Genomic DNA, 22,285 nt, shown 5'->3' on the forward strand with positions numbered 1-22,285 from the left:
TCTCTAGCGGTGCGAGAGAAACGGGTGCATCTGTCAAATTAGACATGACAAATTCACAATTAAAAGTTAAAAATTATTCACATTAATTTTTGAGCTTTTAATTTATCATAGTAATTTGGTCGCTCACCAATTACTAATGATTTCCAAAGAAAGTTTATTTGTGCTGTCTCTATTTCCCTACTTGGGATTTCTGTGGTTTTTGACTCGCTCGGGAAAAACACCCCGTTTAGCTCTGATGGGATTTTACGGGACTCTGGTTTTTGTGGCCGTGACTATTCCTGCCGCAATTTACGCAAAAGTTGCCTACAACGAGTCGCTAGCAAATGTCGATTGGCTGCACGGTTCTGCTGAACTATTCTTGACAATTGCCAATATTTTAGTAGTTTTAGGCTTTAGGGAAGCGGTGATGAAAGCCAAAGAAGCCTCACAGAATGAGGGCGAAAAGCAAGAGTGTCTTGCAGACGCGGGAGAATAAGCCGTTAACTGTTGAGTCTTGGACGCAGGCGGGGTCAAAAACCCGGTTTCTGTCTTAACCTCCATCGCTCACAATTGGTAATTTTGGGTAGAAACCGGGTTTTACGGTCAAGCGCGTCCTCCAGTTAACTGTGGAGATAGCAGTTGGCGATCGGCTTGCCCTGCAAAATTTCACCAAAGCATTAGAATATTTAGAATATATGGAAACTCACCTCAGGCACTTCTAGCCCCGGGCTTACCTCAGAACCGAGATTTTGGGTTGAGAAACCCGGTTTCTCAGGTACGATCGACAATCCTACTCTCGCCGTGAGCCCAAATAGACTACCATGTTGCTAAGTTTAGCTTTGGTGGGAATCTCCAGGCAGGAAAAAAGATGAGCTATTGCCTCAATCCCCATTGCCAAAAGCCGCAGAATCCTGATTCAACCAAGTTTTGTCTGGCGTGCGGCTCAAAATTGCTGCTGAAAGAGCGTTACCGCGCCCTTCAACCTATCGGTGAAGGAACATTTGGCAGAACTTTTTTAGCGGTCGATGAAGATAGGTTGAAAACTCGCTGCGCCATCAAACAATTTTTCCCCCACTTTCAAGAAAAGGCAGAATTAGAAAAAGCAACTGCACTGTTTAAACAAGAAGCTCACCGGCTTTACGAACTCGGGGAACACCCGCAGATTCCAAGTTTGCTGGCTTCTTTTGAACAAGCCAAACATTTGTATCTTGTGGAAGAGTTAATCGAGGGAAATAATTTGTTTCAGGAGTTGCAGCAGCGGGGAGCTTTTAGCGAGGAACAAATTTGGGAATTGTTAATTAATTTGTTGCCGGTTCTGCAATTTGTTCACGAGCAGCAGGTGATTCATCGCGATATTAAGCCGGAAAATATTTTGCGGAGAAATGCCCAAACTCTCTCGGCGGCGACTGCTGGTAATGGAAAAAAAGGGATAATTCGGACCGGGTGTCCGGCTGTACAGGGGAAGCCGAGGGGGGGTCAGTTTGTGCTGGTAGATTTTGGGGTGGCCAAGCACATTAGCGCTATTTCTGAGGCGAAAACTGGTACGATAACTGGAACTGCTGGCTATGCGCCGATCGAACAAATCCGCAGCGGCAAGGCGTATCCGGCGAGCGACCTTTACAGTTTGGGCGTTACCTGCATTCACTTGCTGACTGGGGCGGTGCTCAATGATTTGTTTGATGCTTTGGAATGCGAATGGATTTGGCGATCGCACTTAGCACAAAAAGGCATCAAAGTCAGCCAAAAATTAACAACTATTTTAAATAAATTGCTCAAAGATTCCGTCAGAGAGCGATATCAATCCGCTGCCGAAGTGCTGCAAGACTTGGTAAAATTTGGGCAATATCCCCGATCGCAAATTGCTTATAATTATCGCACAAAAATAGCTATTAATTCGGCAATAACTAACCCGCAGCCCAATACAGCAACCGCCGTCTCGGCCGCGCCGCCCCCGAATATTCACGTGGCAACCGCAGCTAGCAACCCGAAATTATTGTCTCGTAACTGGCAGTGCGCGCGCATTCTCCACGGTCATTCAGACTCGGTTAATGCTGTTGTAATTAGTCCTCAAGGCAATATTCTCGCTAGCGCCAGCGACGATAAAACAATTAAGCTGTGGAACCTGCAAACAGGAGAATTAATCCATACTTTTTTCGGTCATTCCGCAACCGTTGATGCTGTAGCAATCAGCCCCGACGGGAGAATGCTGGTTAGCGGTAGTTTTGACAGAAAAGTTATTGAGTGGAAGCTGGATAAAAAGGCGATGATTCGCGAGTTTTACAGCGATTATGGGTCGCCGTACAGTCACCGGTACGGCTCCGTATATTCGGTGGCTTTTAGCTGCGATGGAGGAGCCATTGCTAGTGCAAGCGGCGACAAGAGTATTAAGTTGTGGAACCAGCGCAATGGAGCATTGGTTCAAAAACTTTCGGGACATTCTGACAAGGTTTTATCTGTTAGTTTCCGCCCTCAAAGTATGATGCTTGCTAGCGGCAGTGCTGACAAAACTATCAAGGTTTGGTGTGTAGGTATTGCGGAGAGTGTGCGGACTTTTGTCGGTCATTCGGATTGGGTTTATGCGATCGCCTTTAGTCAAGATGGCAAGATGATTGTCAGCGGCAGTGCCGATACTGCGGTAAAATTGTGGAATGCCGATACAGGGGAATTAATTAATACTTTGAGCGGGCATTCTGACGCGGTGATTTCGGTAGCTATCAGTCCCGATCGCGAAATTGTGGCTAGCGGGAGCCGAGATGGTACAGTTAAACTCTGGAACTTGCAAACAGGCGAATGTTTTTGCAGTCTTGTGGGGTGCAATCCGGTGGCTTTTAGTCCTGACGGTCAAACTTTAGTCACCGGAGGGGATAGCGGCGAGGTGTTAGTTTGGCGGGCGTTTGTTTAGTTGGGCGAGATAGTTGAGATACTGGGAAATGCGATCGACATCTGCGTCAATTAAGCGATTGGCCCAAGAATGTATCTTAAGTTGCGATCGCATTTCCCGAAATATCGCAGCATCCCCGCGACTGTCGAGAGGGAAAACCCAAGCCTCAAATCCAGCAGATTTGAGACGGCTAACAGTTTGCTCGCCATCTTGCACCCACAATTTAGGGTTAATGCGAAGCGGCTGACAGGAATATTCACCGACAACGATTCCGCCCACCGAAACGCTAGCATCCTCTCCCCGATTGGAAAGTTCTTGCAAAATAGCTTTCAGGGAATTGAGATTTTTTGCATCTTGCACCTGCGGCGGTGTAAACTTGACAATCACCATTTCTAGAACTTCCACTGGTTTTGTCGATCGTCCAAAGTTGACTGGTTGATTCGCCCAAGAATTTTGTATTTCCGGTGGCGCCGCCCAAGAATTTTGTATTTCCGGTGGCGTCTCCCAAGAGTTTTGTATTTCAGGTTGGGCTACCTCAATTTCCTCTGCAACCTGTACTGTTTCCACAGGCTTTGCAGTGTCTACAATTATCTGAATTTCCTCGCCATCTTTCTCGATTTTTCCAGTAATCAGTAAAATAGCATTCTCTACCACGTAAGGTTTGACTTGTTCGTAAGCCTTGGGAAACACAACAGCTTTGATTTGACCTGTCAAATCTTCTAATTGCAAAATAGCCATCGCATCGCCTTTCTTTGTCACCACAAGTTTGATAGCGTTGAGCATGACAATAACTGAGACTTTCCCCTTTTTATCGGCTAACTGTCCGAGAGTCACAACATCTGGGTCTTGATTTACTTGAACGAGCAACTTTAGGGGATGTTCTGAGACATAGAAGCCGAGCAATTCTTTTTCTAACTGCAATTTTTCCTGTTTATCAAAATCTTTCACAGTCTTTGATTTGGGGGCAGAGTCATAGGTACTTGCCGACTTTCCGAAGCTATTCCCACCTAACAAGTCAAACAGATTACCTTGACCGCTTTCTCTATCTTTTTTGCGTTCCCCGGCCCATTTCATCACGCCTTCGAGGTCGTTTACTAATTGACGGCGGTTCGGCTCTATTTTATCAAAAGCACCGCACTGAATTAAGGCTTCTAGGGCGCGGCGGTTGACAGAATGTAGATTTACGCGATCGCACAAATCAGCCAGCGACTTAAACTTACCCCCTTCCTTGCGGGCGGCTAAAATAGTTTCAATTGCCGTTTCTCCCACATTTTTTACCGCCGAAACCCCAAACAAAATTTTATCTTTTGGAGATCCCGTCATCTGTTTGGGGAGCGGTGTAAAAGTAAGTTCAGAGCTATTAACATCCGGCGGCTCAACCTCAATATTCAGCTTGAGACAATTGGCGATATATCTCTGCACTTTATCCTGATCGCCGCTGTTAGCTGTCAGCAGTGCAGCCATGTATTCTACAGGATAATTCGCCTTTAAATAAGCAGTTTGATAAGTTACATAGGCATAGGCCATTGAATGGGATTTATTAAAACAATTAGAGGCCACCAAACTATTTTCTAGGATAAAGTTATGTTCTCGTTCCACACCAATGTCATATACTTTTTGAGTTCCTAGTGATTTTCGACTAATAATTTTAACCATGTTTGTAACTCCTTATAATTTCCTCAATTTTAGTCTTTTTTCCTTGCAGTATTTTGTAGGTGTGCGCGGCGCACCGGTAGAGTTTAGACGAGCAATTGCATAAATCTTTGATTGATAGATCGACCGCAGATGCAAGGCAGATAAACACAGATGCAACGCAGATTACTTCTTGATTGGAAAGCGACTTTTTCAATCTTGTCTTTTGTAGGGTGCGCACTGCGCACCTTACCCATTAAAGGCAGAAATGATTTGTTCCTTGTGTTCCGATTTTAGTTTCCTATAGTCGAGATACATTTTATAGATGTGAGATGGAGTTGATTTGTTTTAAGTCTAATCCTTTTTCAAAGATTTCGTCAATGGGCAGCATTTGACCGTCAGCAGTCATAAACTTGTGATCTTTTGTCGCACGAATTATCGAGCCATCTTCCAGACAATACTCAAAGACCTCCTGCTGACCTCGGCGATGCCACTGTGCAATTGGTTGTGTATAGATATGGCCATTATTATCAACACTGTAAACATGACATTCAATTTCTTCCTCAACGATTTTGCCAATAGCCATCGGCCCATATTCCACAGTCAATATCTTCGTGTCATAGCTCAAGCAATATTCAGCGAATTGTAGCATCTGTGCGAACAACTTTTCAGCAATTCTTTGACTCACTCCATTCTTAGTTGCACCATCGATAAACGTTTCCTTTTGCTTCTGCATTTCATCAGCTTTCTTCTTGCCCATTGCGCGGCGCAGCAAGTCAGCTTGACCCAAAGAATAGCCCGCCAAATCTTGAGCCATCCGCATAATTTGCTCTTGAAAACAAAGCGTTCCGTAAGTCTCTTTTAAAATCGGCTCTAATAGCGGATGATCGTACTCAACAGCTTTACCGTGCTTGCAGTCAATAAACTGAGGAATCAAACCTGCATCCAGCGGGCCCGGCCGGTAAAGTGCCAAAATAGAAGAAATATCATCGAGACAGGAAGGTTTGAGTTTTCTAACTACATCCAACATTCCAGAGGATTCTAACTGAAAAATACCTTCTAAATCTCCTCTTTCTAAAAGTCTATAGGTTTTATCAACATCATCCGGTAACTTTTTGATTCTAACAAAGGTTTCCTGAGCTCTGCGCTCTATATCAGAAGGTAGGCTTTCAGCATCGACAATTAGATTTTGGGTTTGCTGAATATAATCAACAGTTTTCTGGAGCGTCGTCAAATTTTTCAATCCCAGAAAATCCATTTTCAGCAGACCTAGTGCTTCCAAATCTTCCATGTAATACTGGGTAATCACAGCACCTTCGTTATTCTTTTGCAGCGGTACAATTTCATCGAGCGGGTCGGAAGAAATCACTACACCGGCTGCGTGAACGCCAAAGGTTTTGTTTGTCCCTTCAATCCGAATTGCCATGTCAATCCACTGACGAACTGGGACTTCTGTCCCGGTTTCGGCATTTATGCAAATTGTATTTTCGTAATTGTCTTTAAATTCCTGGGCGGGTGTGTCATCGGAAATCATCACTTTAAGTTTTTCCGGTTTTCCCCGGGATACGGGAATTAATTTTGCCATTTCGTCGGCTTTTTTGTAGGGAATTCCTAACACTCTGGCAACATCTTTCAACACAGCTTTTGATGTCATTCTGTTGAAAGTAATAATTTGCGCTACGCGCTCTACGCCATACTTTTCAGTAACATATTTAATCATGTCGTCCCGCCTGTCTATGCAGAAATCGCTATCGATATCTGGCATGGATTTGCGCTCGGGATTTAGAAATCTCTCGAACAGCAGTCCGTGATGCACGGGGTCAATATTAGTAATTTTCAAGACGTAGGCCACTAGGGAACCTGCCGCAGAACCGCGTCCCGGCCCTACGGGAATGTGATTGTCCCGGGCATATTTCATGTAGTCCCAAACTACTAGAAAGTATGTGGAAAAACCCATCTGCTGAATCATTTTTAGTTCGTATTCCAGCCGTTCTTTGTAAACGGGTGGAATTTCATTGCGGGTTCTAGATTTGAGGCGTTCTAATAGTCCTTTCCAGGATTCTTCTTCGACATAGGTATCGGCTGTGTGTTCTGGGGGAATTGGATAGTTGGGAATGCGGTATTCCCCCATGATGTCGTAAGATTTTACTTTATTTGCGACTTCTAATGTGGTGTCGATCGCCTCTTTGATGGTTTCATCGTCCAAATGGTCTCGAAACAGTTGCGCCATCTCCTCCGCAGACTTAAGATATTCAGTACCGCTGTAGCGCATCCGCTTGTCTTCTTCAATCTGTTTGTTGGTGTTGATGCACAGCAAAGCGTCGTGTGCTTCTACGTCGTTGCAGGAAATATAGTGAGAATCGTTGGTGGCAACTATTTTGATGTTGAGTTCGCGGGCTATTTTGACGATTTCAACATTAACAATCCGGTCTTCTTGGGAACCGTGGTCTTGAATTTCTAAATAGTAGTCATCCCCAAATACTTCTTGATACCATTTTGCGCGTTCGCGGGCAGTATCTAGTTTGTTTTGCAGAATCATTTGGGGAACTTCGCCGCCCAAACAAGCGCTGGTAACAATGAGACCTTCGGAGTATTGTTTTAGGAGGTCTTTGTTGATGCAGGGGCGGGCAAAAATACCTTTTTCTGGCATTCCCTTTAAGTGGGAAATTGTGGTTAGTTTGACGAGGTTTTTATAGCCTTGGGTATTTTTAGCTAATACAACTTGATGGTATTTTCTTCTACCTCGAACTTTGACTTCGATGTCGCCGTTGACGACGTACATTTCATTGCCAATAATCGGCTTGATATTTTTATTTCGGCAAACTTTGATTAGCTCGATCGCCCCGTACATTACGCCGTGGTCTGTAAGGGCGATCGCGGGCATCCCCAATTCCACCGCCCGTTCTGCGAGCTGCTGTAGCTGAGACGCCCCGTCCAGCAGGCTGTAATCGCTGTGAATGTGCAAACCAACGAAGGACATAGGGATTTTAGATTTTAGATTCTTAGATTTTAGATTCTACACTATCGGCGCGGTAAAAGGTAAAATAAAAAAACAAAGCTTTATATCACTTTTGGGCTAATTTGGGTAGGGGGGCTGATGCTGCCGCGCATCAGTTCGCCTGCGCCGGATTTGTTAAAAATTCTCAATTTTGAGTTACAACTTAAAAGTTATGCGTTAAACTATTGAGTGCTAAAGTGAAGAATTTGCTGTTGCTTTTTTTGTCTCCAAACCAGGTAATTAAATGCTGCACAATTATCAACTCGCTCTCGAAGAAATTCCCCCGCTGGCTCAAACTATTGGCGATCGGTTTGGCAGTTTGCCTCAAGTTGTAGCCGTCGCTTTAGCAGGTTCTCGAACAACTATACTTGCGGATGAGTCGTCTGATTTTGATGTTTACGTATATGTTGAAGAGGAAATTTCTGTTGACATACGGGAGAGGATTGCGAGACAATGGGGCGATCGCATCGAAATCAACAATCAATTTTGGGAACCCGGGGACGAATGGATAGATATTAACACGGGATGCGGTGTAGATATTATGTACCGCAGCCCGGAATGGATCGAAGCAGAGATCGATCGCGTCCTGGTCAAACATCAAGCATCAGTAGGTTATTCAACCTGTTTTTGGTGGAACGTTCTCACCTCAGTATCATTGTATGACAGAGACGGTTGGTTTCAGCAATTGCAAGCAAATGCCGATCGCCCTTACCCAGAAAAACTCCGCCAAGCTATAATTGCCAAAAATTATCCGATTTTGCGCCGCAATATTTCTTCATTCCGCCACCAGCTAGAATCGGCTGTCTCCCGCCGCGATTCAGTAAGTATTATCCACCGCACCGCCGCTTTTTTAGGCAGTTATTTTGATATTGTTTTTGCGGTTAACTCGATCCCCCATCCGGGCGAAAAACGTCTTGTAGAAAGGGCAACAAGTTTGTGTTCCAACTTGCCCGAGCGTTTGGAGAGCCTGATTTGCAGTCTAACTCATTGTATTTCTTTACCTGCGGGCGATCGCCAAATTTTAGAGTGTCTTGATGGACTGGTTGATAGTCTCGATCGATTGTTGATTGAAACTAATTTAATTGCTGCGAATTCTCTGGGTAAGTAGGTAAGTGCCAAAAAAATATCTTTGCATATCCTAGAGTGCACCGCGCGCACCTCCCTAAATATCGATCGCGCTTTTACAAACTTGCTTGTTTCAAATAATCTTCCAAATCTTTAACGCGCTGTTGCGTCACTCTGGCTCTGCAATAACCGTAGGTAGGAGCAGCCAAAGTACCGCCTTCAAACTTCCCTGCTTCATAATCACAAGTTTCATCGCGAAACTTGACCCAACTACGCTGTGCAGCCGTCAATCTTTGCTGCTGTTTGCTGTTGAGTTTTGGCAGAAGTTGCTGATATAATTGATTGAGCTTTGTGTCTGCTGCTTTAAACTCTTGACTAGAACACATATTCATGTCAAGCGTAGTTTGAGGACTTTTGCAGTTAGGCTGTTGGGCGATTTGCACTCGGTTGTTGCTGGCTTGGCTGGGGAGAAGAAATCCGGGAGCTAACAAAAGTGAACTTGCCGTAAATGTTGCCAAAAGAGTGCTATTTTTCAATTAATTTCTCCATTTTTTAATCTTTAATTTTCTCTGCTGGTTGAGCCGATCGCCAAATCCACCAAGCCGCCGCCCACAGAGTAAAATTGCCTATGACAGTCATCGCCGCTTGCAGGGTAACAATCCATTCTAGGGCTGGGGAGTTGTCAAAATAGTGCCACGTACAGGCGCACATAGCGCTGACGAGGGCGGGCAGCATTCCGGCGGAAAGGGCCCACCAAGCTCGGTTTTGAGTGACTTCGCCGTAAGTCCAAATTAACCAGATGGCTGCAATCCACTCGACGACGCTAGAGACGTGAATAATCCAGGTGGGAATTGACAAAGCGTGCATTTTTTGTATTCTGAAAGAAGATGTGTGGCAGTTGACAGTTGACAGTTGACAGTTGACAGTTAGCAGTTTACAGTTCACCGTTACCAGAAAGAATTGGTTTAAAGCCCCAAGCCTTGTAGGGAGAAATTAAAATCCGACTATTCATTACTCCAATCCTCGGACTTCCAGGTAGAGGTCGCCCTCCTTTCGTCACAGGTCAACTGTCAACTGTCAACTGTCAACTGAAATTAGAGCGTCCCCGAAGAGCGAACTTCGTGATTTGACAGCTTGCCCGAAGAGCAAGGGAGAAGGGTTGACACTTACACCGTTTATGCTAGCAGGTTTGCGGTTCTATTCATGAAGTTATTTGTGTCAAGAGCGATCGGGCGGTTGTGATATTTTGTTGTTTTCAAAAGAATCTTTTGGTAACAATAATTAGGTATTGTAATAGTTATATTCGATTCCCAACAAAGAGTAGAAATGCGAGCAATTTTGTGCGGCTATTACGGTAAAGGCAACGGCGGCGACGAGGCGCTGTTGGCTTCGCTACTGCAAATGTTACCAGATGGCGTGACGCCGATCGTCCTTTCTGGCAATCCTGTCGAGACAAATCAGCGGTACGGAGTAGCAGCGCGCGATCGCATGAATGCGTTTCAAGTCCTCGATACACTCCGCACCTGTGACGCGCTAATCTGGGGAGGCGGCAGCTTAATCCAAGACGCTACCAGCCTTGCGAGCCCTTTCTATTATGGCGGTTTGATGGGATTAGCGCAGCGGATGGGCTTGAAAACTGTTGCTTGGGCCCAGGGAATTGGGCCTTTGAAGCGGGAAATGACTCGCAAATTATCTCAGCGCTGTTTTGCTGGATGCACCGCCGTCAGCGTGCGGGATAAAGGCTCAGCTACCCTACTTGCAGATTGGCAAATTCCCTTTACTTTAGCGCCCGATCCCGTGTGGGCTTTAGAAAATTCGCCCGTGTCGGGTTTGTGGGACTTGCCGGCGCCCCGAGTTGCGGTTTGTTTGCGATCGCATCCTACACTAACACCCGCCCGTTTGTCAATCTTAACTCAAGCTTTAGTTGACTTTCAAAAAGCCACTCGCACCTTGATTTTACTGCTGCCTTTTCAAGCATCTCACGACTTAGAAATTGCCAAACATTTGCACGAAGCGCTGCCGAAAAGGAGCCGCATCCTCAGTTTAGACGATCCGAGGAAGTTGAAAGGAGTGTTCCGGGGAGTCGAAATGGCGATCGGGATGCGCTACCACAGTTTAATTATGGCAGCATCCGAAGAATGCCGCTGTTTTGCCCTCAGCTACGATCCCAAAGTCAGCCAATTAATGGATGAGTTAGAAATGCCGGGATACTTATTATCAGAATTGCCCGAAGATCCGTATTTAATCAGCAAAACCTGGATGGATCACTATGCCAACGGCGACGCACTATCGCCGGAAAGGATAAAATTTATTGTAGGGCGATCGCTCTTTCATAAGGAAGTATTGCAAACCGCACTCCAGCAGTCTCAGTAAACAGTAAACAGTTGATAGTTGACCTGTGACAGTTGACCTGTGACAGTTGACAGTTGGCAGTAAACAGTTGACAGCTTGCGCGCTCGCGAAGTCGAAGGGTTGACAGTTGACCTGAAACAGCGCAGTTTTGATGGCAGGGATGCTGAATCTATTTTTTGCTAAGAGGTAAAATACCGTGACAGTAAGTACAGCCGACATAAAAATTACCTGGGAAAAATTGCCAGACGATTTCATATTAGACGAAGAACCAGTGGAAAATATCGACCAACCCCTGCTCGCAGCAGCCTTGCGCGAAATCCTAGAAATCGCGGGACTAATGTTACAGGGAATCTTAGTTGCCTCAAATATGGGTGTGTGCGCTACATTAAATGGCAAGCTAGTTATTAAAGCGCCAGATTGGTTTTATGCCCGCAACGTACAACCGCTTGCTGCCCCCGAAATTCGCCGCAGTTACACCCCAAACTTAGAAGGAGAAATCCCGGATATCGCGCTGGAGTTTTTATCAGCTAATCAGTACGACGAATATTCAAGTAAACCAACTTTTACCCCAGGAAAATGGTTTTTTTACGAGCAAATACTGCGAGTACCAATCTATGGTATTTTTGAGCCGGCGGCAGGATTGCTAGAAGTTTATCGGTTGAATTCATCAGGAAGATATGAAGCACAGCAGCCGGATGCAAACAATCGTTATTGGATTGAAGGAGTTGGGTTATTTTTAGGCGTTTGGCAGGGAACAAAAGCTGAAAGAACCGGCTACTGGTTGCGCTGGTGGGATGAAAGCGGACAAATGTTATTGTGGGGAGCGGAGATGGTGGAAAGGGAAAGGCAGCGAGCCGATCGACTATCCGCACAATTAAGAGCAGCAGGCATTGAACCAGAAGCTTGATACAATAATTAGAAATGAAAAATCATAACACTGCGATTTTTCATTTCTAAATTAATCTGCGTTAATCCGCGTTAATCTGCGAGGACTCACTCCGGGGCAGCCAGAAACCGGGTTGTTTACGAAAATCCTTCGCACTCACCCGCAGTAAGGGTAAAAAACCCGGTTTCTTTGGTATGAGTGCGTCCAGGAATGCGTGCCTTCATCAGCCGTTAAAAATTACATTCAGGAGACAGCAAAATTGGCAAGAGTAAGAGTGCGGGAACACGTAAATCCCCTATCAATTAGATATCAAGCATCCGCCAGCCCCCCGGAGTGGACGAAAATATATAGCGACTTAAATTTGCCGCTGCATTTAGATATCGGCTGCGGCAGAGGAAGGTTTTTGTGGCACATGGCGCAAATCCAAACTGATTGGAATTTTCTCGGATTAGAAATTCGGGAACCTCTTGTAGAGGAGGCGAATCTTTGGCGCGATGAAAAAGGCTTGACAAATCTCCACTATTTGTTTTGCAACGCGAATAGTTCCCTAAAGCCTATTTTAGAAACTCTTCCCGCTGGTACTTTGCAGCGGGTTAGCATTCAATTTCCCGATCCGTGGTTCAAGAAAAAGCACCACAAGCGGCGGGTGGTACAGCAGGAATTAGTCGGCGAGTTGGCGACTTATCTGGCAATTGGGGGCGAAGTGTTTATTCAATCTGATATTGAGGAAGTAGAAAGCGAAATGTGCGATCGCTTTTCATCTAATCCTAGTTTTAAACGCCAAAATGGGGATAATTGGCTAGCAGAAAATCCTCTACCTGTTGCTACTGAAAGAGAAATTGCTACTCTCAAACGCGGGGAACCAGTTTATCGCGCATTGTTTCACAAATAAAGGGTATCAATAAAAGCTAATTTAATGTAATATTATGTCCGGGGAATTCCCTCCGCAACGCTGGGGACGCAATCTCTAAAGGTTCGTAGTGAGGACTTTAGTCCGCAGAAAGAAGGACTAAAGTCCTCACTACAAACCAATCTTCTTAGGGTTGTTCGAGGAGACAGGATCTAGAATATAATGTCGAGCTGCGGACTTCGTTTGTTTGGCGTGCGAATTCTATTCGCCCGGGCTATTCGCTATTAGCTACAAACTTATTTTAACCCGGAAGTTGGGGATTTTCGGGGTTTGTTGGTTTCGACTTGTTTGTCGATCGCACTTTTGTAAGTATCCACCACATGATTCGGCATCACATCCCCATTTTGCGCCAAAAAAGCCCACTCCTCACCGACGTGCACGTATTCAGTCTTAAAGAATACCGTAAAAGGCACCAGCGTAATAGCATCCGCCAAATTTACCACTCGATAGCTGTTGGGTATCGATCGGTTGTGCTCCCTAGCAAACAGCGGATCGCCCACCCTCGGACTGGCATAAGTATACAACTGCACCTGCTTTTTCAACCGAGGAATACTCACCGCAATGTCGATCGCAGCCAAAGTAGCGATCGCAGCACCCAAACTGTGGCCCGATAAGTAGCAAGGAACCGACGGATTTAGCTTTTTGGCAATTTCCAGTGTTTGAGCGGCAATATTGCTGTAGATGGTTGAGAAACCGGGATGAATTGTACCGTAGGACTTACTGAAAACCTTACTTTCTTTGGTAGCATAAACAGCATTGATATTGAGTACCCATTCGATGGTTCTTTGGGTGCCGCGAAAGACGATGATATTGTGTTTTTTTGAACTGAGGACAAAACCAAAATAAACCGGAATTTTGCGGTTTATTTTCACTACTTCCTTAGCTGTATTTACAATTGCTTTTTTAGCAGTACCTACATTGTCGCCGATCGGATCTGTTGCACTATTGGGGGAAGCCGTCGGCTGCGGAATATCTACCTCGATTTCTTCTGAAACATTAGCTTCTTCTCCTTTGATAGCAGCAACTAGAGTATAGTCTTTGAACTTAGCCGTGTAAGCAGGCAGCGATTTGATGTTACCGTCATATTTAGGCTCTACTTTGCCTTTGAGGTACTGCTGCGTTGCCAATTTGCTGCACAGAATCAACAGTTTAGAAATCTCGCGATTGTAGGGAATTGGTGGCGGAGATAGCTTGACAGAAGCTTGAATTTGCCGCGCTTGATTGATTTTTTTGGCATCGGCTTCTAAGGTTTTTAGGAAAATCTTATCGGCGTCTCTTTCGTCGAGTAAAGCTAAAACTTGTTTCTGGCGATCGCTATCAGCTTTCCGGCGCAAATATTCAGGTATTGCCGTAGCTGCTGACGCGGCTGCCAATCCTCCGAGCAACAGTTGTCTGCGGGTAATTTTTGCTGCAATATACTTGGTCATAAACTAACTCTAAATATCAATACTAAAGAAACCGGATTTCGACTGGGCTCAACCAGCAGGTTTTTCACCTAATCTGCTGGCTGCAACGGGGGATTGTCGTAAAAAACCCGGTTTCTCACCTCGTCCTTTATTTCTGCTTTCCCAATACAGTCCCCTCCCAACAAAGCTTTCCTCACAATTGGGGCTCAATTCCAGCCGATCGCAACTGAGCGCGCAATTGCTCTAATTCTTCTTGAGCGCGATCGGCTCTTTGGCGTTCCTGTTCAGCCCTTTGCCTTTCCTGTTCAGCCCTTTGCCGTTCCTGTTCAGCTATTTGTTGTTCTTCCTCAACTCTTTCAAAGCCCGTTAACAGCAAATTCCCTTCACTATCCCACCAACGCAGCCAAGGTAACTCAACATTTTGATACCTTCCCTGCCAAATTCCCAATTCTACTCCTAACGGTGGAATTGGATAATGACCGCGATCGTTTGCCGGGACTAAATGATAGCTACGGCCTACTAAATGGTAAACTTCTACACTCGCCTTAGTCACTTCATAAATTCCGTAAAATTCCGGACGGATGACATTTTCATAAATCCAGAATTTGCCAGGTTTAGTTTCCTGTTGACCAGTTCGCAACAAAGGCGGGTGATTTGTTTCTTCATCATGCCCTCTTTTTAACAAATTAGATTATGAATCGTGACCAATTTTGTCCCATCGGAAAAAGTTACTTCTACCTGCACTTGACGTATCATTTCTGGCACGCAGTCCATAGGTGTACACAAAAAATTCGGTATAAGGGAAGGGGGACGCTCGGTTCACTCGCCTTCTGGGTGAATTAGAGAGCAGATTTTGCTGGCGGTTTGGGGTTTGTGATTATCGCGGAAAACCTCCCATGAAGGAATAGACCCAATGTGTCGGCTCCAAGAAATGTATCCCGACTCACACTCGGCGGTAACGGCCAAGAACTCGAAAACGCCGTTACACGCCGTCCCCCCACCTTCCCCCCTGACCTGCAAGACACTCACTGAAACACTCACAGAACGCTTGCCATAGCTATTCAATGGTGCGCTTTTATCGCTATACATTCGTGCGCTTTTTGGATTGGCATACCAAGTGCAACCTTCTCTGGTGGCTTGCAGAAACAAGTTATACCTTCGCTGGACAAATTCATTCGTTTCGCGGTCGGGGTAAGCGGCCAAAACTGGTAGGGGGAGCGACAAAACAGAAAAAACTATTAGAGTGGCAATTCGGGACATGACACAGTACCGATAGCGACATTTAATTTTAACACAGGAACCGATTAATCGCATTACACCTCCACATCCTTGAGCGAGTCTTCGAGCAAAAGCCGAACAATATCAACCTTTTTGCGCCCAGTCCTCACGGCTAATATCGACAATTTACGGTGCAGTGATTCAGACATATCAACCGTAAAGCGCACGGTTGGTTCTTGCTCAGGGACTTGTAGTTTGCTCAGAATTGCGATTAATTACAAGTATCAATTCTTAGGGGTTTTACTTGCCAAACGGCTGACCCCACCATTGCCAGCATTCTTTGTTGAAGGGCAAGGGAGCATCTCAGGGTTGCAAAAAGCATTTTTTAATGAACGCAGAGTGTACCGGGAAATACTCACGCTTGTGCTGATGCTTGGCACCCAATCCCCCAATCCCTCAATCTAACAATCCAACAATTCTTCAATCCAACAATTCTTCAATCTAAAATCGATATGGCGGATTTAGTTAGCTGAGCAAAATTGAGATGATCCCGGCGTTCTATCCCGTTCTTCGGCACCATTTGCCGACACAAATTCTAACACAACTAACGGTGCTATAAACTCTTGCCACATCACATAAGAACGACGCACTTGACCGTCAAATGTTGGCGGGACATTGGGAACGTAAAACCAGTCCGGTGCTTCCGCACCACGCTCTAGCGGGTCTGTCAATCGCCAATAAATGCCGCTATCTTGACCAATACAGTAATCAGCATCTGGATGAATAGTTTGGAGAACCGGAGTAATGGAATCCGTTAACAAAATGCTTTGGGGATGTTCTTGAAACTTTTTCACAAAAGTACCGTCTGATTCTGGTAGCTGAGTGTGATCCGGCCAACCTGCGGGGTTGTTTTCTACATCGACGGTGAATTTCATAGTTTTATTTGAGTGACAGGTTTTAACGCAAAATTTCTTTAATTTTATCCTCAAATTCCTCTTGAGTTATCTTACCATTTATCAAGTCATCGTTCAGGGATTTAATCGGATTTCCTGCTACTTGCTCGGGATAGGCGATCGCCCCAATATTCGCCTTAAACAATGCCTCACCTTCCGGTTGAGAATCATTGAACACTTGCTTGAGTTCCGCTGCATCCATTTGACGGCCGCTAGCATAATAAAGGTGCGTCGCCTGTCCCACCCTCCAAGTCAGCGCAAACAGCGACGATGCCACCGCAAAACCGCCCACAAACGGCACAAACAAACCCAAACCATACATCGATATCCAAGCCATAAACGCTACCCAAAAAGAACCCAAACCCCCGAACAGATTGCCTCCGATCGCCAGCGCATCTTGACCTTTTGGATATCCCCATTTTGCCCCAATATCCCGCATCATTTTTAACAGCAACACGCTCGCCGCCAGCAGCGTCACCGTCATAGTTCCCGGCAGCGGGTTGAGTCCCAGAATTGCTGCGCCAATGGCATAATCTATAATCAAGTCGCGGATTTCTTTGTTGATTTCGACAAGGTTTGGTGCGCGGGCGATCGCTTCCATTTCCGCTGAGGTTTTTGGCAAGTTTTGAGACATAACATTTCTATTAGGACTTACACGCGGGCGGTAAGAAACCGGGTTTTTTACGAAAATCCTTCCTTCAACCCGCAGATTGGTAAAAACCCGGTTTCTTTAGCTTGATGCGTAAGTCCAGTTTACACAAAGAAACCGGCTTTCTAGCTCCTGCACAATTTTTGTATATTCTAACTTAACGCCAAGACTTCAGCCACATCCTAATTGTCCATTCCATTTCCGACAAAGGCAGTCCCAAATAGATAGGCATCCAGAAAATAAAAGCACCCAAAACCAGAAAAATAATTGTTACTCCCATCCCTCGGAGGCGAGTTTGTGGACTGTGCAGCCACCTGTCTGTCCACCAAGCAAGGGCTAAGGCTGCAAACACAGAACAGCCCATATAATGATACAAAAATACGCAGCGAGTCACCTTCACCCAAGGCAACAAATTAGCGGCCCAGTTAACTATTAAATACAGTCCCAGCCACATTTGGGCCGTCGGCGGAAACAAAATCGGCCGCTGCTGTTCGATCGCATCCACAGAAGCCTCGCTGCGCGTTTCCATCCACACCAAAATCCGGTGAACCAAAACTCCTATTACTAGCAGTAAAGCTAAAGTTGACAGCCACCAAAGAAAAGGATTTCCCATCGCGTGAACGTCAAAAATTACCGGGTTAACACCGCTGGGTAAAGGCGGCAAAACCGGATCGGATTGTGCATTGCTGCTAGCTTTTTTGTAGAAATAAACTATCGGGCGGAGCATCAAAGGCCAACCGTACCACGCGGAACAGTAAGGATGCACGTCAGGCCCGCTTTTAATCCGCTGGTGATAAGTCAAAATTTCCGTTTGCATCTGCCAAAAGTTGGGAGTTGGATTGAGATGCAGGTGAGGAATCCAGGAGATGCTGTAAACTAAAACAGGAATTACAGCTAGACTCAAAATTACTTCCATAAAATTGAGTTGAGTCAGTTTTTGTACGGGACTTTCGGGCGGAAGGAGAGCCGAATTTACCTCGGCACTCTGTTCTTCATCTCTTTGGTTTCCCTGGATAAAACGAACTGCCCAAGCGCAGATTAAAATGAGATAAGTACCGAAAATAAACCACAATCCGTTCCATTTGATAGCAGCAGAAGCGCCGAAACCTATCCCGGCTAGCACCAGCCAAAGCCACCGCTTTTTGCCTTCTGCTTCTACGGATTTCAGAATAAATAACTGTCCTAATATTCCCAACAAAACTAGATAAATGTTGTTGAGCGCGTAGCGAGATTCAACTAAAAATAAACCGTCACAGGCGATAAATAAAGCAGCCAGAAAAGCAAAGGTGCGGCGGCGAACTAGCTGATAAGCTAAGGCTCCGACAACTAGGGGAATAAACGAACCCGTGAGGGCATTCAGCCAGCGGTAATCCCAAGGGGAAAGCAGGGAACCCGCCAGACTGTTGACGGCTGTTTTGCCGAAGGGGAGGTGAGTGCCGATCGCAATTCCGATCGCAATTATGTATTGACTCAGAGGCGGGTGAGCGTTGAAAAAAGGAGTTTTGGTGAGATAATCGTTGGCAAACTTCGCGTAATAAACCTCGTCAAATACTAAAGTGTTAAATCGCTCCAGTTCCCAAAATCGCAGAGTTAAGGAGACGAGGAAAACAGCGAGCATTCCTAGAGCGAAAATAGAAGTCGATTTGTTTAATTGTTGTTTGTTGAGTTTCATAAAACAGCAGAAAATAGTAGATGCTAGATTAGAGGGCGATCGCTAATTTAAAAATACTGAGTTGAGCCACTGTATGATCCTACTGCCATTCTATCCATTGTCTCACAATATCTTCTAGTTCCCCAGCAAACGAATCAGTTGCATAAAGAGCAAAGTTATTAATCGTCTCGCTTTTTTCTGAGGGAGACTCAGCTTGAAATCTAGATTCCTCTAAGTTAAAAAGCGATAACTGGCGAGACTCGTCATCCGATGGATTCTGGTGTGGGGATGTTTGCTGGCTGACAAAATCGCCCATCCGTTCGCAGCCCTTAGCAAAACGGCGCAAAGTAGTGGCGATCGCCTCCGAACTATTATCAATTCCCATCCATCTCCTTCCCAACTCCGAAGCAACACTCAAAGTTGTACCAGAACCAGCAAAGCAATCGAGAACTAAATCATCAGGATTTGACGATCCTCGAATAATTCTAGCAAGTAGATCGGGATTTTTTTCGGTTGGATAACCTGTAATCTTAATATTCTGATTGTGAGCATCGCGAAATTCAAGCCAAATATCTTGTACTGGAATTCCTTGACTGCTGTCCAAATATATCTTGCGGCGGGGATTGCCAGTTTTTGACCAATATATTTCCCCTCTAGCATCCATTTCATCTAGTGTTTTAGGTGGAAACTGCCAATGCTTTCCCGGTGGCGGATTCATCCCTCGCCAAGACTTTCCAGTTTCGCCATTTCGCACTCCCGGCGCATGAATCGGAACCTTTTTATATTGCCGCCCAGTTTCTTTTTCAATGTATTCATATTCTTTATTGGCGCGCGGCTCAGTCCATTCTTCAACAGGACGATGCCAGACATAAGTATCTGATTTCGTATAAAATAGTATAAAATCCGAAACATTCCCGTAAGTCTTTTTTGTGTAGTTTTTGGGGTTACATTTTTTTCTAGTAATCCAATTTCTGAAATTGCGCGCGCCAAAAATCTCATCCATAATTACCTTGATATAAAATGCCATATTTTCATCAAGGTGGACGTATATCGAACCATCTTCCGCTAATAATTCTCTGAGAACTATCAACCTTTGACGAATAAATTCAATATAATTGTTGCCTGCTAATAAGTCTGAATAAGCATCATTCTGAGAACGCGACTGAAACACACTTTTAGTTGCAAAAGGCGGATCTATATAAATTAATCTTACTTTACCTTTTACTGAACTATCTTTAAGTAAAGATGCTAAAATTGGTAAATTATCACCATAGTAAAGACGGTTTTCATTGGCCATACTTGGCTGTTCATTGCTAGGCCACAATTTTACACATTCAGCTCGATCGGTGTCTAAAACTTCACTTGCAGGCACTTTGCCTGGATAGGAAAAGCACGCATCCAAGCTATTGTTTAGTTGGCTTTCACTAAAATTTGATGCAGCTTGACTCTGCGATTGTTTTTTTGAAATACCAGTAGCCATTGTCACTCCTATTTTCAAGAACGCAGCCATTCCACTGTAATGCGATCGGGAACCATCCGCAGTGTCAATACCATAATCTTATCTTGCCAGCTATTTTCAATATTGGCGTAGTCATCCCACATCGAGCCGAGTAAAAGACCGGGCCCATCATTCAGAAAAATTACTTTGGTTCTTAAGTTATGATTGTGTGTATAACTGAGGATTTCATCAGCGCAGCTACGATAACCACCTGTTCGATCGTCTTCTTGTGCACCGCCTCTATCTGAATCATATCTTGCCAATCCTATTGCCAGCAAGTCATTTTCATTAATATCGTAAATCACAAAATCAACAGGACGTTTCGGGTTCGGATAGTTGGCGAAGACATTTCCCATCATGATATCTTTTCCTGCTCGCTCTGGCCCTCTGATTGCCAAGTAGGGAAAGTGTAAGCGAAATAAGGAGAAAAATCTTTCAGTTAAGTCGTATCCCTTCTTGCCGCGACTTTTGTATTCCCACAATAGAGCCGACATTGCCTCATCGGGAATTGGACGAGTCATATAAGCAGCTTGAACTTCTTGAACCGACCTAAAACGCGATCCGAACTGATTGCAAATTTCTGTTACCTTTTTTTTCCTTCTGAGCATTTCCACTGGGAGTTCAGGGCTGACATACTTGCGAAACACCCTAAAAAGTTGAACTCGCATCCATGTGCTGGGAACATCTGAAATCTGTATAAATAGACGCACAGAGGATTCAGAAGTCCTGAGTAATTGCCCAAACATTACTAAAACTGGTTCGTAAAGTTGGCAAGCCTCCTGCAATATATCGGGATAGTATTCTCCGAGAGTCAAGGTTATCCAGTTGTGTCCATCTGCTTTGTAGTCTGCAAAAGAGTTGCGTCTTCCCGTGTTCGTATTACTCACTTTTCATCTCACAATTAACTTCTTCTTCATAAAGTTCCTCAAAAAAATTTGAAACCCGATCGCCCTTTCACGAAAACTGACCTAACATCATACCAAAAAAGCGGCTCTGCTTGCTGCAGAACCGCCGTAACAGAGGATGAAAAATCAAAACTTAACGGACTGCACCTTCAACAGAAGGCGACTCGATTGTCTTCATGAAGTACAGTTTCACCAACTGCCAACCGTTCGACAAATACAGAGGCAATTTTTGGAATAACTGCAAGAATTTCGGAGTATTAGAAGCAACAATTGCGGTCAACTTCTGATTGTTCTTGAGGCAAACATCCAGCCGCTCGTAAAACTCGGGATTGTTCACGTCGAGCATGACGGGGAATACGCGGCCTGCGGTTTCGTTGGTCTTTTTAATCACTTCAATGTCGTATTCGCGAGCATCGAGTCCGAGCGATCGATAAAAACCCGCCCGCTGGATATCATTGAGATACATCGTCGCGAACACCGAGAGCAAGAAGAAACGGCACCAAAGTTTAGCGCGCCAATCATTCAACATCTGAGGCTGAGCTCTCATCACCGCATCGAAGAAATCTCCGTGGCGGTTTTCATCCTGACACCAATTTTCAAAGAATCGGAAAATCGGATAAATCTGGTCTTCAGGATGCGCTTTTAAGTGCTGGTAAATCGTGATGTAGCGCCAATAACCGATCTTTTCGGATAAGTATGTAGCGTAGAAAATAAACTTCGGCTTAAAGAATGTGTAGCTGCGGCTCTTTGTCAAGAAACCCAAATCTAGGGACAAATTAAAGTCCGAGAGAGCTTTGTTGAGGAATCCGGCGTGCCGCGCTTCGTCGCGCGACATCAGGTTGAAACCTTCGGCCAGCACTGGATTTTTGTCCTTGAGCCTGCGTCCCAATTCTTTGTAAAGCAAGAAGCCAGAAAACTCAGCGGTGCATGAACGTTCTAGAAACTCAATGAACAACTGGCGCTTTTCGCCGTCAATGTGATCCCAAGATTGAGCGAACTCCTCATCCCGCACGAAGTGGTTTTTGTTGTAGTCAACGCGGAACTCTTGGATAATTGCTTCTAGTTCGGCTTCGTTGATCGAGATGTCCATTTTGGCCATCTCGTCAAAGTCTGTTGTGTAAAATCTCGGCGTGAGAATAGTTTCTTTGGCTGGGGCTTTCACTCCCGGCCGCAGTTCTTCAAAAGTGGGTTTTTTGAGGGAATCTACCATATGTTTATTGGATTTTTGCTTATAACAACTACTTGATCGGTTCAGGTGTCGGGTACTGCGGGCGATCGATCGCCCCTGTATGTCCGGCCAGC

General features: G+C 45.0%; 17 protein-coding genes and 3 pseudogenes. 6 read left to right on the plus strand and 14 right to left on the minus strand.

The genetic code is table 11. The features are described from left to right. Nucleotides 1-136: 136 nt before the first annotated feature. Together QUB63_RS22535 and QUB63_RS22540 are read left to right on the plus strand one after the other, a co-directional pair. Nucleotides 137-475, plus strand: coding sequence for a DUF3593 domain-containing protein (locus tag QUB63_RS22535; RefSeq protein ID WP_332947557.1), 339 nt, complete (start codon nt 137-139; stop codon nt 473-475). 372 nt (nt 476-847) lie between these two features. Continuing rightward, the gene (locus QUB63_RS22540) at nt 848-2,881 is read left to right on the plus strand and encodes a serine/threonine-protein kinase (protein ID WP_332947558.1); all 2,034 of its coding nucleotides are present in this window, start codon (nt 848-850) and stop codon (nt 2,879-2,881) included. On the opposite strand, the gene QUB63_RS22545 is transcribed toward QUB63_RS22540, so the two are convergent. Together QUB63_RS22545 and QUB63_RS22550 are read right to left on the minus strand one after the other, a co-directional pair. Further along, the gene (locus QUB63_RS22545) at nt 2,858-4,516 is read right to left on the minus strand and encodes a helix-hairpin-helix domain-containing protein (RefSeq protein ID WP_332947559.1); all 1,659 of its coding nucleotides are present in this window, start codon (nt 4,514-4,516) and stop codon (nt 2,858-2,860) included. The genes QUB63_RS22540 and QUB63_RS22545 overlap by 24 nt on opposite strands. A gap of 295 nt (nt 4,517-4,811) precedes the next feature. Then, entirely contained in the window at nt 4,812-7,472 is a 2,661-nt protein-coding gene (locus tag QUB63_RS22550) for a DNA polymerase III subunit alpha (protein ID WP_332947560.1), read from the minus strand. A 262-nt stretch (nt 7,473-7,734) separates the two neighbouring features. Between QUB63_RS22550 and QUB63_RS22555 the strand changes: the two genes are divergently transcribed. Beyond that, nucleotides 7,735-8,598, plus strand: a complete 864-nt coding sequence (locus QUB63_RS22555) for a DUF4037 domain-containing protein (protein WP_332947561.1) — start codon at nt 7,735-7,737, stop codon at nt 8,596-8,598. 73 nt (nt 8,599-8,671) lie between these two features. Here QUB63_RS22555 and QUB63_RS22560 read toward each other — a convergent pair whose 3' ends face one another. Together QUB63_RS22560 and QUB63_RS22565 are read right to left on the minus strand one after the other, a co-directional pair. Beyond that, nucleotides 8,672-9,091 carry a lysozyme inhibitor LprI family protein gene (locus QUB63_RS22560; protein WP_332947562.1) on the minus strand — a complete coding sequence of 140 codons (420 nt, stop codon included), beginning with the start codon at nt 9,089-9,091 and terminating at the stop codon, nt 8,672-8,674. A gap of 16 nt (nt 9,092-9,107) precedes the next feature. Then, nucleotides 9,108-9,422, minus strand: a complete 315-nt coding sequence (locus tag QUB63_RS22565; RefSeq protein WP_332947563.1) for a DUF2499 domain-containing protein — start codon at nt 9,420-9,422, stop codon at nt 9,108-9,110. A 459-nt stretch (nt 9,423-9,881) separates the two neighbouring features. On the opposite strand from QUB63_RS22565, the gene csaB reads away from it, so the two are divergent. From csaB to trmB, 3 genes are all read left to right on the plus strand, one after another. Beyond that, on the plus strand, nt 9,882-10,928 hold the full coding sequence (gene csaB, locus QUB63_RS22570; RefSeq protein ID WP_332947564.1) for a polysaccharide pyruvyl transferase CsaB: 1,047 nt from the start codon (nt 9,882-9,884) through the stop codon (nt 10,926-10,928). A 175-nt stretch (nt 10,929-11,103) separates the two neighbouring features. Then, nucleotides 11,104-11,814 (plus strand): Uma2 family endonuclease, encoded by a 711-nt coding sequence (locus QUB63_RS22575; RefSeq protein ID WP_332947565.1) that lies wholly within the window; start codon nt 11,104-11,106, stop codon nt 11,812-11,814. Between the two features lie 238 nt (nt 11,815-12,052). Next, nucleotides 12,053-12,685 (plus strand): tRNA (guanosine(46)-N7)-methyltransferase TrmB, encoded by a 633-nt coding sequence (trmB, locus tag QUB63_RS22580; protein ID WP_332947623.1) that lies wholly within the window; start codon nt 12,053-12,055, stop codon nt 12,683-12,685. Between the two features lie 254 nt (nt 12,686-12,939). Here trmB and QUB63_RS22585 read toward each other — a convergent pair whose 3' ends face one another. The 10 genes and pseudogenes from QUB63_RS22585 to acsF form a co-directional block, all read right to left on the minus strand. Continuing rightward, the gene (locus tag QUB63_RS22585) at nt 12,940-14,130 is read right to left on the minus strand and encodes a lipase family protein (protein ID WP_332947566.1); all 1,191 of its coding nucleotides are present in this window, start codon (nt 14,128-14,130) and stop codon (nt 12,940-12,942) included. Nucleotides 14,131-14,302: 172 nt separating this feature from the next. After that, nucleotides 14,303-14,773: pseudogene (locus tag QUB63_RS22590) on the minus strand (Uma2 family endonuclease); the annotation flags it as partial. A 14-nt stretch (nt 14,774-14,787) separates the two neighbouring features. Beyond that, nucleotides 14,788-14,883, minus strand: a pseudogene (locus tag QUB63_RS22595) (urease subunit gamma); the annotation flags it as partial. A gap of 539 nt (nt 14,884-15,422) precedes the next feature. Then, nucleotides 15,423-15,536, minus strand: a complete 114-nt coding sequence (locus tag QUB63_RS22600; RefSeq protein ID WP_332947567.1) for a hypothetical protein — start codon at nt 15,534-15,536, stop codon at nt 15,423-15,425. 342 nt (nt 15,537-15,878) lie between these two features. Next, nucleotides 15,879-16,262: pseudogene (locus tag QUB63_RS22605) on the minus strand (Uma2 family endonuclease); the annotation flags it as partial. A 22-nt stretch (nt 16,263-16,284) separates the two neighbouring features. Next, nucleotides 16,285-16,914, minus strand: a complete 630-nt coding sequence (locus tag QUB63_RS22610) for a hypothetical protein (RefSeq protein WP_332947568.1) — start codon at nt 16,912-16,914, stop codon at nt 16,285-16,287. A gap of 172 nt (nt 16,915-17,086) precedes the next feature. Further along, complete coding sequence (locus QUB63_RS22615) at nt 17,087-18,601, minus strand: dolichyl-phosphate-mannose--protein mannosyltransferase (protein WP_332947569.1); 1,515 nt, start codon at nt 18,599-18,601, stop codon at nt 17,087-17,089. Nucleotides 18,602-18,680: 79 nt separating this feature from the next. Then, nucleotides 18,681-20,060, minus strand: coding sequence for a site-specific DNA-methyltransferase (locus tag QUB63_RS22620; protein WP_332947570.1), 1,380 nt, complete (start codon nt 20,058-20,060; stop codon nt 18,681-18,683). Nucleotides 20,061-20,074: 14 nt separating this feature from the next. Further along, entirely contained in the window at nt 20,075-20,965 is an 891-nt protein-coding gene (locus QUB63_RS22625) for a hypothetical protein (protein ID WP_332947571.1), read from the minus strand. Between the two features lie 151 nt (nt 20,966-21,116). Further along, on the minus strand, nt 21,117-22,193 hold the full coding sequence (acsF, locus tag QUB63_RS22630) for a magnesium-protoporphyrin IX monomethyl ester (oxidative) cyclase (RefSeq protein WP_332947572.1): 1,077 nt from the start codon (nt 22,191-22,193) through the stop codon (nt 21,117-21,119). Nucleotides 22,194-22,285 lie beyond the last annotated feature (92 nt).

Origin of the sequence: Microcoleus sp. ARI1-B5, assembly GCF_036705795.1 — a bacterium.
In the GTDB taxonomy this organism is placed as follows: domain Bacteria; phylum Cyanobacteriota; class Cyanobacteriia; order Cyanobacteriales; family Microcoleaceae; genus Microcoleus.

Coding starts and splice junctions, on each gene's coding strand:
- QUB63_RS22535 (WP_332947557.1), top strand. CDS start 137: ATGATTTCCAAAGAAAGTTTATTTGTGCTGTCTCTATTTCCCTACTTG.
- QUB63_RS22540 (WP_332947558.1), top strand. CDS start 848: ATGAGCTATTGCCTCAATCCCCATTGCCAAAAGCCGCAGAATCCTGAT.
- QUB63_RS22545 (WP_332947559.1), bottom strand. CDS start 4,516: ATGGTTAAAATTATTAGTCGAAAATCACTAGGAACTCAAAAAGTATAT.
- QUB63_RS22550 (WP_332947560.1), bottom strand. CDS start 7,472: ATGTCCTTCGTTGGTTTGCACATTCACAGCGATTACAGCCTGCTGGAC.
- QUB63_RS22555 (WP_332947561.1), top strand. CDS start 7,735: ATGCTGCACAATTATCAACTCGCTCTCGAAGAAATTCCCCCGCTGGCT.
- QUB63_RS22565 (WP_332947563.1), bottom strand. CDS start 9,422: ATGCACGCTTTGTCAATTCCCACCTGGATTATTCACGTCTCTAGCGTC.
- csaB (WP_332947564.1), top strand. CDS start 9,882: ATGCGAGCAATTTTGTGCGGCTATTACGGTAAAGGCAACGGCGGCGAC.
- QUB63_RS22585 (WP_332947566.1), bottom strand. CDS start 14,130: ATGACCAAGTATATTGCAGCAAAAATTACCCGCAGACAACTGTTGCTC.
- QUB63_RS22600 (WP_332947567.1), bottom strand. CDS start 15,536: ATGTCTGAATCACTGCACCGTAAATTGTCGATATTAGCCGTGAGGACT.
- QUB63_RS22610 (WP_332947568.1), bottom strand. CDS start 16,914: ATGTCTCAAAACTTGCCAAAAACCTCAGCGGAAATGGAAGCGATCGCC.
- QUB63_RS22615 (WP_332947569.1), bottom strand. CDS start 18,601: ATGAAACTCAACAAACAACAATTAAACAAATCGACTTCTATTTTCGCT.
- QUB63_RS22620 (WP_332947570.1), bottom strand. CDS start 20,060: ATGGCTACTGGTATTTCAAAAAAACAATCGCAGAGTCAAGCTGCATCA.
- acsF (WP_332947572.1), bottom strand. CDS start 22,193: ATGGTAGATTCCCTCAAAAAACCCACTTTTGAAGAACTGCGGCCGGGA.